A 14,873-nucleotide genomic window follows, 5' to 3' on the forward strand; every position below is an offset into this window, starting at 1 on the left:
GTCTCGGAGGCTCAGAGGTAACGGGCGGCGGCGGACTCCTCCGGGGCGTCGGCTCCCGTGCCGTTGGGGCCCTTCGGGATGCCGTCATCGATGTCGGCGGGGGCGTTGATCGTGACGCGGTGCATCTTGCGGCGCTGGGTGTAGTCGGCGACCGCGTAGTGCTGCGTGGGCCGGTTGTCCCAGAAGGCCAGGGTTCCCACCCGCCAGTTGAGCCGGACCTGGAAGTCCGGCGATCGTACGGCGTCGTACAGCAGCGGCAGCACGGCCTCGTTCTCGCGGTTGGACAGGCCCACGAGCCGGGTGACCGAGCTGCGGTTCACGAACAGCGCCTTGCGGCCGGTCTCGGGGTGGATACGGACCACGGGGTGGACGGCGGGCGGGTTCTTGTCCTGCATGGCCCGAAGGTCCATCCGGTGGCCCTTCACGATCGCCTTCGACACCGACATGGTCAGATCGTGCTCGGCGTACAGCTCGTCACAGAGCCGTTGGATCGAGGGGTGCAGCGACTCGTACGCGAGGTACATGTTGGCCCAGTTGGTGTCGCCGCCCACGTCGGGCAGCATCACGGCGCGCAGCAGCGATCCCATCGGCGGGGTCTTCATGAAGGTGTTGTCGCTGTGCCACTGGTCGCCGCCCTCGCCCTTGGGATCGGTCTGGTCGAGGATGTGCACGGCGCTGCCCGAGGTGTCCATGGGCGGCAGGTTCGCCGTCCCGAACAGCTTGGCGAAGCGGACGTGCTCTTCGTCGCTGATGTGCTGGTCGCGGAAGAACAGGACGAGATGGTCCAGCAGACCCTGCCGGACCATCGCGATCTGCTCCTCGTCCAGGGGCTTGGCCAGGTCCACCCCGGTGACCTCGGCCCCGATGTGGCGGGTCACGGGCTTGAATTCGATCACGGGAGCCTCCGTCTACGGCGAAAACAAGCAATCGCTAGGTTGACAGTAACCGATCGAGGTGGCGGTCTGTCCAGCCTCGGGATCGCCTGGATGTCAGGACCGGGAGGCGGTGCGACGGTCCATGACGCCGTGCCGGCCGGCTCAGCGGGAGTAGTACTCCACGACCAGTTGTTCGTCGCAGATGATCGGCACCTCGGAGCGCTCGGGCACCCTGGTCAACCGGGCGGCGAGCGCCTCGGGCCGCACGTCCAGGTAGGGCGGGTGCTGTTCGGCGTACGCGCCCGTGGCCGCCACTTGGAACGGCGCCATCTCGCGGCTCCGCTCGGCGATGGTGATGACGTCGCCGGGCCGCAGCCGGTACGAGGGCCTGTCCACCCGGCGGCCGTTCACGAGAACGTGGCGGTGCACGACGAACTGCCTGGCCTGATAGATCGTGCGTGCGAAGCCGGAGCGCAGCACGAGCGCGTCGAGGCGGGACTCCAGATCCGCGATCAATGCCTCGCCGGTCTTGCCGGTCTGCTTGGTCGCCCGGGCGAAGGCGTTGCGCATCTGTGCCTCGCGAATGTTGTACTGCGCCCGCAGCCGCTGCTTCTCGCGCAGCCGGACCTTGTAGTCCGACTCCTGCTTGCGCCTCCGGCCGTGCACGCCCGGAGGGTACGGGCGGCGCTCGAAGTAGGACACGCACTTGGGCGTCAGGGGAATGCCGAGCGCGCGGGACAGCCGCACTTTGGGACGGGACCTGTTCATGACGTTCCTCGTATCGTTAAGGTGGCAATTTAGGTAAGCCTAACCTAAGAAGTGATCGTGGGTCGACCGACGGCAGCGGAGCGGGCGCGGACCATCGCCTATGGAGTCGCCGGGGGCGGCCTCGTGGCCCCCGGAGTGCAGTACAGCCCCGTGGCTGCGCACGTCACCGATGACGCCGGACGGTCATTGCTCCTCATACCCGCCGAATCGGGCATAGTGTCGGCTTTGTCCGGTGAGTTCGACCTGCCGGCGACGCTGCGGATCTCGGATGTGGCCCCGCTCCCGCTGGCCGATCGGATACGCGGCCAGGTGTGGCTGCACGGCTGGCTCACCGAGCTGCCCCGCGAGGAGCGCCGCGCCGCGGCGCTGCTGCTGGCCGGGCTGCACCCCTGCCCGGAGCTGCTGGACCTGGCCGAGCCCGCGCCGGCCTGGACCGTGCTGGCGCTGGAGGTCGGGGAGGTCGAGATCTCAGACGGGTGGAGCGACGGCACCGTCCAGCCGGAGGAGTACGCCGCCGCGCGCCCCGACCCGTTCGTCGCCGTGGAGGGTGGCATGCTCGCCCACCTGGACGCCTGTCATCCCGGCGAGCTCGCCGCCCTGCTCCGGGGCCGCCTCGTCCCGGGCGTACCCGCCCCGGCCGTACGGCCGCTCGGCCTGGACCGCCACGGGATGTGGCTGCGCTGCCTGCCCGCGACCGGCCCCGACGGCGCCGTACCGGAGCCCTTCGACGTGCGGGTGGAGTTCCCCGGGCCGGTCGCCGATCTGCCCGGCCTGCGCCGGGCCTACCGCCGGCTGCTCGCGGTGGGCTCAGACCTTCGCGGGTGAGACGGCCCAGGCGGACGAGAGCGCCGGAAGGTCCACGTATCCGGCGCCGTCGCGGAGCCGACCCGGCCGGCGCGGGCGCCGGTCACCCGGCCTTGGTCAGGGCCTGTTCGAGGTCCGACCAGATGTCCTCGGGGTGCTCGATGCCGACGGCGATCCGCACGGTGCCCTCGCCGATCCCCGCCGCGGCCAGCGTGGCCGCGTCCAGTTTCCGGTGCGAGGTGCTGGCGGGATGCATCACCAGGGTCTTCACATCGCCGAGCGACGCGGCGAGCGAGGCCAGCCGTACCGACTCGATGAAGGTACGGCCCGCCGTACGGCCGCCGGCGAGCTCGAAGGAGAGCACGCCGCCGGAGCCGGACAGGATGCGCCGCCCGATCTCGTGGTTCGGATGCGACGGCAGCCCGGGGTAGTGCACCGCCGTCACCGCGGGGTGCGCGGACAGGCAGTCCGCCAGCGTCTGCGCGTTGGAGCAGTGCCGCTCCATCCTCAGCGACAGCGTCGCCATCCCGCGCAGGACCAGCCAGGCCGCGAACGGGTCGGCCGTCGCGCCCAGCTCGGTCCCGCTGTCCCACACCTCGCGGAGCAGCCCCGTGTCGGCGAAGACGGCCACGCCGGCGAGAACGTCGGCATGCCCGCCCAGGTACTTCGTCGCCGAGTGCACCACGACGTCCGCGCCGTACTCGATCGGCCGGCACAGCAGGGGAGTGGCGAAGGTGTTGTCCACCACGCTCACCACGCCCGGCGCGGCGGCGATCAGAGCGGGCAGGTCGATCACCTGCGTGGTGGGGTTGGCGATCGTCTCCAGATAGAGGATCCGGGTCGTCGGCCGCAGCGCCGCGCGCACCTCGCCGGGATCGTCGCCGGACACGTACGTCACCTCGACGCCCCACCGTTCGGTCAGCTCCCGCAGCGTCGTGTGGGTGCCGCCGTAGAGACAGCGCTGGGCGATGACGTGGTCGCCGGTTCTCAGCAGCGCGCGCAGCACGGTGTTGATCGCGCCCATCCCCGACCCGGCCGCCAGCGCGCCCACGCCGCCCTCGAGGTCGGCCACGGCGTCCTCGAGGGCGCGCACGGTCGGATTGGCCAGCCGGCTGTAGAGGAACGCGCCACGGGCGTTCCCGTCGCCGGTGTTCCCGTCCCCCTCGCCCTGCCCGGCCATCGCGGGAGGGCCGTCGAAGGCCGCGGCCATCTCTTCGGCGTCGTCGAAGGCGAACACGCCGCCCTGGAAGAGGGGCACGTTGAGGGCCCGGCCGGTGGGCTGCGGAAAGGGCACGTGGACGGCACGCGTTTCGCGGTGATGCTCGGTCATGAGACCAGCCTGCTCGCAGCCGGGCCGACTTTACAGGGCCAATTTCCGGCATTGGCCCACGGCGACGCGGCCTGTGACCTGCTCAGAGGTAGAAACCGGTCGTGTCGGCCGACTCCTGGGCGGGCTGCCGCCGCTCGCCCTTGCGCAGCGCCACCAGCTCGGCGAGCGTGGCCCCCTCGGGCCCGATCTCGGGAACGTCCGACCCGGACCCGGACCCGGACCCGGACCCGGAGCCGGACCCGGAGCCGGGGCCGGTGGGGCCGGTGGAGTCGCGCAGCCACGCGGTGGCCTCGGCCTGGGAGAGCCGGCCCACCTCGATCTGGGCGAGGCAGCGCCCGGGCCGGACGACCGCCGGGTGCAGCCGGGTGAGGTCCTCGTTGGTGGTGATCACCACCAGCACGTCCCGCCCTTGGCCGAGCATTCCGTCGGTGAGGTTGAGCAGCCGGGAAAGTCCCTGGCCGGTGGACTGCTTCGCCTCTCCGCGGATCAGCTCGTCGCAGTCCTCGAGGATGAGCAGCCGCCAGCGGCGCTTCTCCTCGTCGTCGTCATCGGTGCCGACGGCGACCTGCATGAGATAGCCGGAGTCGCCGAACAGCACCTCCGGGTCGAGCACGCAGTCGGCCTGACACCAGTCCAGCCACGCGCGCGCGAGCGCGCGCAGTGCCGTGGTCTTCCCGGTTCCGGGCGGGCCGTGCAGCAGCAGGAGCCGGCCCGACACGTCGTCGCGCGTCATGGCCATCACCCGGTCGAGGGTCTCGGTCACCCCGGCGGTGTAGTTTCCGCGGATCTCGTCCCAGGTGTCGGCGGAGATGACCCGCTCCCTGCGGGAGGCGCCATGCGGGGACATGTGCCAGAAGCCCATCTGCACTTCGGTCTCGTCGGGCACGGGGGGCTCGGTGGTGTCCTTGACCGTCTCATCGAGGATCTCGGTGGCGAGCGCGTCGCTGACCGCCGACACCGCGACGTAGGCGCTGCCGTCCTTCCACCGGTTGGTCAGCAGCGTCCAGCCCTCGCCCGCGGCGAGTACCGAGTGCTTGCCCTCCTCGTGCGCGACCCGGAGCAGCCGGGCGGCCGGGGGGAGGAGCTCGGCGTCGGGGCGGACGTGCTCCAGCCGGGTGGCGCGCGACCAGGGCTGCTCGCCGGAGGTGAACGGCCGCAGGGACAGCACGTCCATCACGTCGGCGGGCGAGTTGTTGTCGTTGAGGTTCAGCAGGATCTGCGGGGCGGGCTCGGGCGCCGCGGGCTCGGGTGCGTCAACGAGATGCAGTACCTCCTGCTGTGCGTTCTGTGGAATGGCCATGCGATCGATGATCAGGCTCGGTCACCGGTCACGTCCACCGAATTACCCCGACCGTGACCGGACCGACAGGGTGATCCACCGGCGGGAGGTCTCCAGCAGGTCCACGGGGCGCCGTTGCCGGACCGCGGCGTCAGGCCGAGCGGCGGCTCTCCTTGTCCTGCCGGTCGAGCTCGGCGGCCTCCTCGGGGGTCGGCGCCGATCCGCCCAGGTAGGCCGGCTGCCACCAGGTCTCGCCGTCCTTCGGTGCGTCCGGGTACTCGCGCTGCGCCTTCTCCAGCAGTTCGGACATCCGGTCGTGCAGTTCCTTGGCGAGTGCCTCGAAGTCGTCGCCCCGCTTGGGGTGCATCGGCTCGCCCACCAGGATCGTGATGGGGACCTTGCGCTGGAACAGGCGGCGCGGCCGGCCCTTGGTCCACATGCGCTGACCGCCCCACACCGCCATCGGGATCATCGGTACGCCCGAGGCGGCGGCCATCCGGATCGCGCCGTTCTTGATGTCCTTGACGGTGAACGAGCGGCTGATGGTCGCCTCGGCGAACACGCCGATGACCTCGCCGTCCTTGAGCGCCTTCAGCGAGGCGCGGTAGGAGGCCGCCCCCGCCTCGCGGTCGACCGGGATGTGGTGCATTCCACGCATGAGCGGGCCGGAGATCTTGTTGTCGAAGACCTCCTTCTTGGCCATGAACCGCACCAGCCGCCTGGACGGATGGGCACCGAACCCGGCGAAGATGAAGTCGAGATAGCTGACGTGGTTGCTGACGAGAACCGCGCCGCCGGTGCGGGGCACCTGCTCGGCGCCCTCGACCCGGAAGCGCAGACCCAGCAGACGGAACAGGGTGCGCGCCGTCGCGATCACCGGCGGATATACGAACTCGCTCATAGCGGAACCGTAGCCTACGGCGTGCCGGCGATCTCCTCGCCGACGGCGAAATGACATGCGCTCGGATGGTCGGAGCCCTCCCGTACGACCAGTTCGGGCTCGTCGGTGGCGCACACGTCCTGGGCCTTCCAGCAGCGGGTGCGCAGCCGGCACCCGGACGGCGGGTTCAGCGGCGAGGGCGGGTCGCCTTCGAGCATGGTCTGCTCCGCCCAGGCGGGAGCGTCCGGGTCGGGCACCGGCACGGCCGACAGCAGGGCCTGCGTGTACGGGTGGGTCGGATGGTCGTAGATCTCGGCCTCGCCGCCGGTCTCGACCACCTTGCCCAGGTACATCACCGCCACCCGGTCGGAGATGTGACGCACCGCCGCCAGATCGTGCGCGATGAAGACGTACGCCAAGCCGAGCTCGCGCTGCAGCTCGGCCAGCAGGTTCATCACCTGCGCCTGCACTGACACGTCGAGCGCCGACACCGGCTCGTCGCACACCACGACCTCAGGGCGCAGCGCGAGAGCCCGCGCGATCCCCACGCGCTGCCGCTGCCCGCCGGAGAACTGGTGGGGGTAGCGGCCGACGTGGCCGGGGTCCAGGCCGACGAGTTCCAGCAGCTCGCTCACCTTGGCCCGGCGCTCGCCCTTGGGCGCCACCTCGGGATGGATCTCGAACGGCTCGCCGACGATGTCGCCCACCGTCATGCGCGGGTTCAGGGAGGTGTACGGGTCCTGCAGCACGATCTGGATCCGACGGCGCAGCGCCCGCAGCTCACGGCGGGGCAGCGCGAAGACGTCCTGGCCGTCGAAGCGCACCGTGCCCGAGGTCGGGCGTTCCGCCGCGAGGAGCAGCCGGGCCAGGGTGGACTTGCCGCACCCCGACTCGCCGACGACGCCGAGCGTCTCGCCGCGGCGCAGCTCCAGATCGACCCCGTCGACCGCCTTGACCCGGCCCACCTCGCGCTTGAGCAGCACACCCTGGGTGACGGGATAGTGCTTGACGAGCCCCTTCACCTCGAGGATCGGCCGGCCCGGGTCAGTTGGCGACGGCACCGAAGACCTCCTCGGCGAAATGACAGGCGGCGGAGTGGCCGTCGCCGACGCGCGACAGCGCGGGCCGCTCCCGCGTGCAGATCTCCTCGGCCCGGGGGCAGCGTGGGGCGAACGGGCATCCGGGCGGTAGGGCGGAGGCATCCGGCGGCGCGCCCTTGATGGGCACCAGCGGCTCACCTCTGCGGTCCAGCCGCGGCACCGACGCCAGCAGCCCCACCGTGTACGGATGGGCGGGGCGCCGGTACAACTCGCGTACGGGCGACTCCTCCATGACCGAGCCGGCGTACATCACCACGATCCGGTCCGCCACGCCGGCGACCACGCCGAGGTCGTGGGTGATGAGCACGAGGCCCATCCGCAGCTCCTCCTGCAGTTCCTTGAGCAGCCGCATGATCTGGGATTGGACGGTGACGTCGAGAGCGGTGGTCGGCTCGTCGGCGATCAGCACGTCCGGTTCGAGCGCGAGCGCCATCGCGATCATGATGCGCTGCCGCATGCCACCGGAGAACTGGTGGGGGTAGTCGCGCAGCCGGGTTCGCGCCGACGGGATGCGCACCCGCTCCATCAGCTCGACCGCCTCGGCCCGCGCCGCCTTCCCGCGCATGCCGCGATGCACCTGGAACATCTCCGAGATCTGGTCGCCGACGGTGAACACCGGGTTCAGCGCGCTCAGTGCGTCCTGGAAGATCATCGCGATCCGATCGCCGCGGAACGCCCGCCGCCGCCGCTCGGGCAGCGCCAGCAGGTTCTCGCCGCGAAAGCGCACCTCGCCCCGTGAGACCCGGGCGGGCGGGGTGTCGAGGATGCCCATCACCGCCTGCGCGGCCACACTCTTGCCCGATCCGGACTCGCCGAGGATCGCGAGCGTCTCACTCTCGGCGAGGGTGTACGACAGGCCGTTGACCGCCCGTACGACCGAGTCGCGCACGCGGAACTCCACGTGCAGGTCGTCGACCTCCAGCAGCGGCGGCCGCTCGGTCTTGTCCATGGTCACCTCCGTGGTCCCCTCCCCGGCCACCTCGGCGTCACCGCAGCCTCGGGTCGAGGGCGTCGCGGACGACGTCGCCGAGCATCAGGAAGCTCAGCACGGTGGCCGACAGGAACGCCGCGGGGAAGATGAGCAGGTGCGGGTGGTCGACGAAGAACGACTGCGCGACGTTGAGCTGCAGGCCCCAGGACACCTCCGGGTACTGCAGGCCCACCCCGAGGAAGTCGAGCGTGGCCTCTCCGGCGATGACGTTGCCGACGTTCAGCATCGCGACGACCAGCACCGGTGCGATGGCGTTGGGCAGGATGTGCCGCATCATGATGCGGCGGTCGGAGGCGCCGAGCAGCCGGCCCGCCTGTACGTAGTCGGCGTCCTTCACCGCGATGACCTGGGCCCGCATGATGCGGATCATGGTGGTCCAGCCGAGCAGCACCAGGACCAGCGTCATGGCGCCGATGCCGTGGTTCGGGAACGCGACCAGGATGACCGTGGCGCCCAGCACGAACGGCAGCCCGAAGAAGACGTCGGTCACGCGGGCGATGAGCGCGTCCACCAGCCCGCCGTAGTAGCCGGCGACCAGGCCGAACACCACGGCGATGACCAGGGCGAACAGGGTCACCGCCACACCGATGAGCAACGTGGGCCGCGCGCCGTGCACGACGTGGGCGTAGTAGTCGCAACCGGACACGTCGATCCCGAACGGGTGGTCGCCGCCCGGATGCCGCTTTGACAGGTTGGGATCGCAGCCCTCGTTCTCGCCGATGCTCGTGAACAGGCTGGGGACCGCCGCCATCACGGTCACGACCAGCAGGATGGTCACCGATACCCAGAACAGCCAGCGGCGCCGCAGGTCGTGCCAGGCGTCGCTCCAGAGCGAGGCCGATCGGCCGCCGATGACGCCTCCGGCCTCGGCCACGGTGGCGGCGGCCGCCCCGGGTGCGCCGGCGCCAGGCCCCGTCGTGGGGATGGGCCCGAGGTCACTCATGGCGGATCCTCGGGTCGAGCACGCCGTACAACAGATCGACGATGAGGTTCACGAGCAGGAAGATCAGCACCAGCAGGGTGGTCGCCCCCACCACGACGGGGCCCTCCTTGAGCTGTATCGACTGGAACACCTGCTGGCCGATGCCGGGCAGGTTGAAGATGCCCTCGGTGACGATGGCGCCTCCCATGAGGGTGCCGAAGTCGACGCCCAGAAAAGTGATCACGGGGATCAGCGAGTTGCGCAGCGTGTGCTTGCCGATCACCCGTACCCGGGTGAGCCCCTTGGCGTGCGCGGTGCGGACGTAGTCCGACCGCAGGTTCTCGGCCAGGCTCGTACGCGTCAGCCGGGCGACGTAGGACAGGCCCAGCGAGCCGAGGACGATGCCGGGCAGCAGATAGCTCATCGGCCAGCCGTCATCGGTGCCGGCCGTCGGGAAGATCTGCCAGTGCAGGCCGAGCACGATCTGCGCGGTGTAGCCGAGCACGAAGACCGGCACCGCGATCACCAGCGTCGTACCGCCGAGCACCAGCGTGTCGGCGAGCCTCCCGCGCCGCAGGCCCGCCCACACGCCGAGCGCGATGCCCACGGCCAGCTCGAACAGCCAGGCGGTGGCCGCGAGTTGCGCGGTCACCGCCCAGCGGCCGCTCAGCACCGCCGACACGTCCTGGCCGTCGAAGGTCTCGCCCAGGTCGCCCTGGACGAGACCGACCAGGTACTTGCCGTACTGGATCAGCAGCGGATCGTCGAGGTTGTAGCGCTCGTGCAGCGCGTTCACGACCGACGGCGGCAGCGGCTTCTCCCCGGCGAGCGCCTGGATCGGGTCGCCGGGCAGCGCGAACACCAGGCCGTAGATGAGGAACGTCGTGCCGAAGAAGACGGGGACCGCCTGCAGCAGCCGCCGTAGGACGTAGCGCCACATGCTTACTTGACGGTCACTTCATGAGCCAGCAGGCCGGTGGCGAACGGCGTGATCGTCACGTTGTCGACCTTCTCCGAGCGGCCGCCCTGACCCTGCCAGATCCACAGCGGGACCAACGGCATCTCCCGCAGCGCGACGTCCTCGGCCTGGTTGTAGAGCTTCAGGCTCTCGGCCTCGGTGCCGGCCGCGTTGGCCTTGCCGATCAGGGTCATGAACTCGTCGGCCGCGGCGCCCTTCCAGCTCATGCGGTTGTCCGGGCCCCACTGCGGCTCGAGGTAGTTCTGCGCGCTGGGGTAGTCGGCCTCCCAGTTCTGCCGGTACGGTCCCTTCTCCTTCTTGTCCGACAGCATGGTCAGGTAGTCCGAGACCGGGATCTTGCGGAACTGGATGTCGGTGATGCCGAGGTCCTTCTTGAACCCGTTGGCGACGATCTGCATCCACTGCTCGTAGCTCGGCTGGGCGTTGGAGAAGTACAGCTCCAGGGTCCCCTTGAACCCGCCGACCTTGTCGAACAGCTCCTTGGCCTTGGTCGGGTTGTAGGTGCAGACCTCACCGCAGGCGCCGGGGCGGTGACCCTTGATCATCGGCGGGAGCAGCGAGTCGGCCGCCGTGTAGGTGCCGTTGTAGACGGCGTTGATGACGCCCTTGCGGTCGATCGCCATCGAGAACGCCTTGCGCAGGTCGGCGTTGTCGAATCGCTTGTCGAACAGCGGGAAGCCGAGATAGTCGAAGGTGCCGGTCTGGCGCACCAGGAACCGGTCGCCCAGCAGCCGCTTGGCCTCCGGGGCCTTGGCCGCGGGGATCGTCTGCATCACGTCGATCCGGCCGGCACGCAGGTCGGTGTAGGTCGTGTCGGCGCTGGAGTAGCTCTTCCAGGTGACGCCCTTGTTCTTCGGCTTGCGCGGGCCGGTGTAGCCGGAGAAGGGCACCAGCTTGACCTGCCGGTTGCGCTCCCAGTCGCCGCTCATCATGTACGGCCCGTTGCCGATCGGGTGGTTCTCGAACGCCTTGAGGTCGGTGAAGGCGGCCTTCGGCAGCGGCGCGTACGCCGGGTAGGTGAGCAACTGGGGGAACTGGCTGAACGGGGCGCTGAGCGTCACCTCGAGGGTGCTGTCGTCGATCACCTTCAGGCCGGACAGCTTCTCGCCCTTCGGCTTGGCCTTCTCGTCCTCGGGGTTGAGGTCGGCGTAGCCCGCGATCTGTGCGAAGTAGTCGTTGGCCTCGAAGGCGTTCGGCCCGTACGCCGCGTAGTTCCACGCGTCGGCAAAGCTGGCGGCGGTCACGGACTCGCCGTTGTGGAACTTCTGACCTGCCTTGACCTTGATCGTCCAGGTCTTCTGGTCCTTGCTCTCCACCGACTCGGCGGCCTGGTTGAAGGTCTGACCGGTCTTGTCCAGGCCGACCAGATTGTCGAACAGGCCGGCGATGACCTCGAAGGAGTAGCTGCTCGTGGTGTTGCCGGGCACGAGGTGGTCGGGCTCTGGATGGCCGACGGTGAAGGTGCCGTCGCCGGCCTTGTCGTTCCCGCCGCCACCGCACGCGGACGCGGCGAGGAACACGGCGGTGAGTCCTGCGGTCCATCGGACCGCAACCTTTAGCCTGGTCATGCTACTCCTCCGGGAAAATGAGGCGGTGCCGGACACAGTGCGCTGCTGGGAAGGCTCACGTAGTGGAACCGGTTTCGGTACCGGGCTGTCAAGATCGTCATCTGATCGATATTCGTCGGCGGTAACGTCGCGGAACGCGATACAGAGGTGGAGAGGATCAGCCGTGCGTGTGATGGTCAGTGCCGACATGGAGGGCGCCACCGGGGTCACCGCGCCGGCCGACGTCGAGCCGGGCACGGAGCAGTGGCAGCGGTTCCGCCGCATGCTGACCGGCGACGTCAACGCGGCCGTCGACGGCCTCTTCGCGGGCGGAGCCGCCGACGTCGTGATCAACGAGGCGCACTCCACCCAGCGCAACGTGCTGATCGAGGAGCTCGACCCCCGCGCCTCCATGATCACCGGGCGGCACAAGCCGCTGGCCATGATGCAGGGCATCGAGGACGCCGACGCGGTCGTGTTCCTCGGCTATCACACCGGTGCCGGTGAGCGCGGCGTGCTCGCCCACACCTACGTGTGGTCGGGCCTGCTGGAGCTGCGGATCAACGGCGTGCCCGCGAGCGAGGGCAGGATGAACGCGCTGCTCGCCGCCGAGCTCGGCGTGCCGGTCGTGCTGGTCACCGGCGACGATCTGACCTGCGCGGACGCGGAGACGTACGCGCCGGACGCCGAACGCGTGACGGTCAAGTTCTGCATCAGCCGCTACGCCGCGCGCTGCCTCGCACCGGCGCGTACGGCCGTGCTCATCCGCGAGGCGGCGGAGCGCGCGCTGCCCGCCGCGGGCGGGCGGACGCCGCCGCGCCCCGAGGGCCCCTTCAGCTTCGAGGTCGACATGAGCGCCACGCACCTCGCCGAGTTCGTCACGGCGATCCCCGGTGTCGAGCTCTCCGGCCGCAGGACGGTGACCTACACGCTCCCCACCATGTTCGAGGCCGTGCGCTGCTTCAGAGCGGTCACCGCCCTCATCGGCGCGGCCAAGGAGGCCGTCTTTGACTGAACGAACGTCCCGGGCGGCCCCCAGGGCCGCCGTGGACGAGGTCGCCGGGATCTGCTCCGACCTCATCCGCATCGACACGACCAACGAGGGCGAGGGGCACGGCCGCCCCGAGCGCCCCGCCGCCGAACACGTCGCCGCACTCCTCGACGAGGTCGGGGTCACGCCCACCATCGTCGAGTCCGCGCCGGGCCGGGCCAGCGTGCTCGCCCGGGTGGCGGGCGCCGACCCGTCCCGCCCGGCCTTCCTCGTGCACGGTCACCTGGACGTCGTCCCCGCCGAACCGGCCGACTGGGCGGTGCACCCCTTCTCCGGCGAGGTGCGCGACGGGCACGTGTGGGGCCGCGGCGCCGTCGACATGAAGGGCACCGTGGCGATGACCCTGGCCGTCGTCCGGCAGCGGATGCGCGAGGGGCGTCGCACCGGAGGCGACCTGGTCCTGGCCTTCCTCGCCGACGAGGAGTCCACCGGCGAGTTCGGCTCCCGGCACGTCGTACGGCGGCACCGCGAGTTCCTCACCGGCTGCACCGAGGCGATCAGCGAGTCCGGCGGTTTCAGCGTCACCGCCGGCGACCGGCGGATCTACCCGATCGCCACGGGCGAGCGCGGCACCGCGTGGATGAAACTGACCGTGCGCGGGGTCGCGGGTCATGGTTCCAAACCGGCCAAGGACAACGCCGTCGCCGAGCTGAGCCACGCGGTGTCGCGACTGGCCTCCCACGAGTGGCCCGTCCGGCTCACGCCGGCGGTGCTGGCCCTGCTCGACGGGCTGGCGCGGGCTCTCGGCACGAACATCGACCACGACCGGCTCGACGCCGAGGTGCGCAGGCTCGGGGCCGTGGGGCGGCTGTTCGAGGGCACGATCCGCAACTCCGCCAACCCCACCCTGCTGGCCGCCGGTTACAAGGTGAACGTCGTGCCCGGCGTGGCCACGGCGCAGATCGACGGCCGCTTCCTGCCGGGCACCGGCGAGGAGTTCCTCGCCACGGTCGACCGGCTGCTCGGCCCGAAGGTCACCCGGGAGTTCATCAACTTCGAGGAGTCCTCCGACGCCGACCCCGGGGGGCCGACGTTCGCCGCGCTCGCCGGCGCGTTGCGGGCCGAGGACCCGGAGGCGCATCCGGTGCCGTACGTCATGTCCGGCGGCACCGACGCGAAGTCGTTCGCGCGCCTCGGCATCCGCGGCTTCGGGTTCGCGCCGCTGCTGCTCACCCCGGACCTGGACTACTTCGGCATGTTCCACGGTGTCGACGAACGGGTCCCCGTCGAGGGCCTGAGGTTCGGCACCCGGGTGCTCGACCGCTTCCTCGACACCCGCTGAGGGCCCGGCACCGGCCGTGCCACCGCAGGTGTCCGGCGGCGGGCGGTTCACTTCCCGGGCCTCTTCGCCGGTGGGTTGTTCTTCTCGTCCCATTGCCTGCCGAAGGCGTCGGGGTAGGTTTCGCGACGGCTGGAGGTCGTGACCATGCCGGCGCGGTGCGCCAGGAACAACGCTCGAGTTCCGGCCGCCATCCCATCCTTCCCTTGCTCTTCGGCGTATCGGACCGCCGGCCAATAGACGTCCTCCAGCGGGTGCTTCGGCACGTACACCCCTTGCCTCCGCAGTTCGAGCGCCGTCTCCAGCTGCCAGGACGTCGCCATGGCCTCCTCCTGCAACATGGCGTTCACCCACTCGCCACGGCCCATTGCGCGGACCTTCGCGACCACCGTCGTCCCGGTGTTCCACCGCAGGGCGTGCAGAGTCTCATGCGCCAGGTTGATCGCAAGCCATCCCGGGCTGTCAAGCTCCTTTGTGTCCAGGTGGACTTTATTGGGGCCGTGCCAGAACTGCGTTCCGCCGCCCTCGCCGACGACCACCGTCACCTTGTACCTGTCGAGGATCTTGATGACCTCCCGGCCCAACGCCGACTTCCGCAAGACCGCACGCACCTCCGCGACCCGGACGACGCTTTTCGCCCCGTCGGCCGCCTGGCGGGCCTTGGCGGCGGCCTCCTTGTTCTCCGCGGTCGGGTCGGCGGCGGCGGCGTCCTGAGCCGTGCGCGCGTGTTCGTCCGCCGTGTCGGCGGCCGCCCGCGCCGCTTTCGGATCGCCCCTGTCCGCCGCGTCGGCGGCCTGGTCGGCGGCGGTTTCGGCGGCTCGTCGGGCTTTGACCGGAAGGCCTGGAATGCGCAGGCTTTTGAGCAGTTTGGTTCCTCTGCCGAACCAGCCGACGCCGCCGATCATGCCGAGGATGGTGGGCACGGCTCGGCCGGCGGCGGCGCCGTGGTGGTCGTTGTTCCAGTCCTGGCGGATGTCCTTGGTGGAGTCGTCCCACATTGATTTGAGGGTGTCGATGGGGTTGGTGGTGAACAGGCTGCCGATGCCGCTCCAGCCGTCCTTGAACGCC

14 protein-coding genes are annotated in these 14,873 nt (G+C 70.3%); 3 read left to right on the plus strand and 11 right to left on the minus strand.

The window, feature by feature from the left end; translation table 11 throughout:
• Positions 1 to 11 precede the first annotated feature (11 nt).
• Positions 12 to 896: a TauD/TfdA dioxygenase family protein gene (locus tag HKK72_RS19640; RefSeq protein ID WP_187235847.1), complete on the minus strand. Its 885-nt coding sequence runs from the start codon at positions 894 to 896 to the stop codon at positions 12 to 14.
• Positions 897 to 1,037: 141 nt separating this feature from the next.
• Positions 1,038 to 1,643 carry a 30S ribosomal protein S4 gene (gene rpsD, locus HKK72_RS19645; RefSeq protein ID WP_187235848.1) on the minus strand — a complete coding sequence of 202 codons (606 nt, stop codon included), beginning with the start codon at positions 1,641 to 1,643 and terminating at the stop codon, positions 1,038 to 1,040.
• Between the two features lie 57 nt (positions 1,644 to 1,700).
• Here rpsD and HKK72_RS19650 point away from each other — a divergent pair, with 57 nt between their 5' ends.
• Positions 1,701 to 2,468, plus strand: coding sequence for a DUF2470 domain-containing protein (locus HKK72_RS19650; RefSeq protein WP_222720897.1), 768 nt, complete (start codon positions 1,701 to 1,703; stop codon positions 2,466 to 2,468).
• A gap of 82 nt (positions 2,469 to 2,550) precedes the next feature.
• On the opposite strand, the gene HKK72_RS19655 is transcribed toward HKK72_RS19650, so the two are convergent.
• From HKK72_RS19655 to HKK72_RS19690, 8 genes are all read right to left on the minus strand, one after another.
• Positions 2,551 to 3,777 carry a trans-sulfuration enzyme family protein gene (locus HKK72_RS19655; protein WP_187235850.1) on the minus strand — a complete coding sequence of 409 codons (1,227 nt, stop codon included), beginning with the start codon at positions 3,775 to 3,777 and terminating at the stop codon, positions 2,551 to 2,553.
• A gap of 82 nt (positions 3,778 to 3,859) precedes the next feature.
• Positions 3,860 to 5,077, minus strand: a complete 1,218-nt coding sequence (locus HKK72_RS19660) for a DUF5925 domain-containing protein (RefSeq protein ID WP_187235851.1) — start codon at positions 5,075 to 5,077, stop codon at positions 3,860 to 3,862.
• A 130-nt stretch (positions 5,078 to 5,207) separates the two neighbouring features.
• On the minus strand, positions 5,208 to 5,957 hold the full coding sequence (locus tag HKK72_RS19665; RefSeq protein ID WP_187235852.1) for a lysophospholipid acyltransferase family protein: 750 nt from the start codon (positions 5,955 to 5,957) through the stop codon (positions 5,208 to 5,210).
• Positions 5,958 to 5,971: 14 nt separating this feature from the next.
• A complete protein-coding gene (locus HKK72_RS19670) occupies positions 5,972 to 6,997 on the minus strand; it encodes an ABC transporter ATP-binding protein (protein WP_187235853.1) in 1,026 nt (341 codons plus the stop codon).
• Complete coding sequence (locus HKK72_RS19675) at positions 6,981 to 7,985, minus strand: ABC transporter ATP-binding protein (protein ID WP_187235854.1); 1,005 nt, start codon at positions 7,983 to 7,985, stop codon at positions 6,981 to 6,983. Before HKK72_RS19675 ends, HKK72_RS19670 begins: the two co-directional genes overlap by 17 nt.
• A 37-nt stretch (positions 7,986 to 8,022) precedes the next feature.
• Positions 8,023 to 8,970: an ABC transporter permease gene (locus tag HKK72_RS19680; RefSeq protein ID WP_187235855.1), complete on the minus strand. Its 948-nt coding sequence runs from the start codon at positions 8,968 to 8,970 to the stop codon at positions 8,023 to 8,025.
• Positions 8,963 to 9,889: an ABC transporter permease gene (locus HKK72_RS19685; protein ID WP_187235856.1), complete on the minus strand. Its 927-nt coding sequence runs from the start codon at positions 9,887 to 9,889 to the stop codon at positions 8,963 to 8,965. Before HKK72_RS19685 ends, HKK72_RS19680 begins: the two co-directional genes overlap by 8 nt.
• Positions 9,890 to 9,891: 2 nt before the next feature.
• Positions 9,892 to 11,496, minus strand: a complete 1,605-nt coding sequence (locus HKK72_RS19690; RefSeq protein WP_187235857.1) for an ABC transporter substrate-binding protein — start codon at positions 11,494 to 11,496, stop codon at positions 9,892 to 9,894.
• Positions 11,497 to 11,659: 163 nt separating this feature from the next.
• Between HKK72_RS19690 and HKK72_RS19695 the strand changes: the two genes are divergently transcribed.
• Positions 11,660 to 12,490, plus strand: a complete 831-nt coding sequence (locus HKK72_RS19695; RefSeq protein ID WP_187235858.1) for a M55 family metallopeptidase — start codon at positions 11,660 to 11,662, stop codon at positions 12,488 to 12,490.
• Entirely contained in the window at positions 12,483 to 13,808 is a 1,326-nt protein-coding gene (locus HKK72_RS19700; RefSeq protein WP_187235859.1) for a M20/M25/M40 family metallo-hydrolase, read from the plus strand. Before HKK72_RS19695 ends, HKK72_RS19700 begins: the two co-directional genes overlap by 8 nt.
• Before the next feature lie 47 nt (positions 13,809 to 13,855).
• Here the strand turns inward: HKK72_RS19700 and HKK72_RS19705 are convergent.
• A partial coding sequence (locus HKK72_RS19705; protein WP_222720898.1) for a hypothetical protein occupies positions 13,856 to 14,873 on the minus strand: 1,018 nt, incomplete at its 5' end.

This window comes from Actinomadura sp. HBU206391 (genome assembly GCF_014323665.1).
Classification (GTDB): domain Bacteria; phylum Actinomycetota; class Actinomycetes; order Streptosporangiales; family Streptosporangiaceae; genus Actinomadura_C.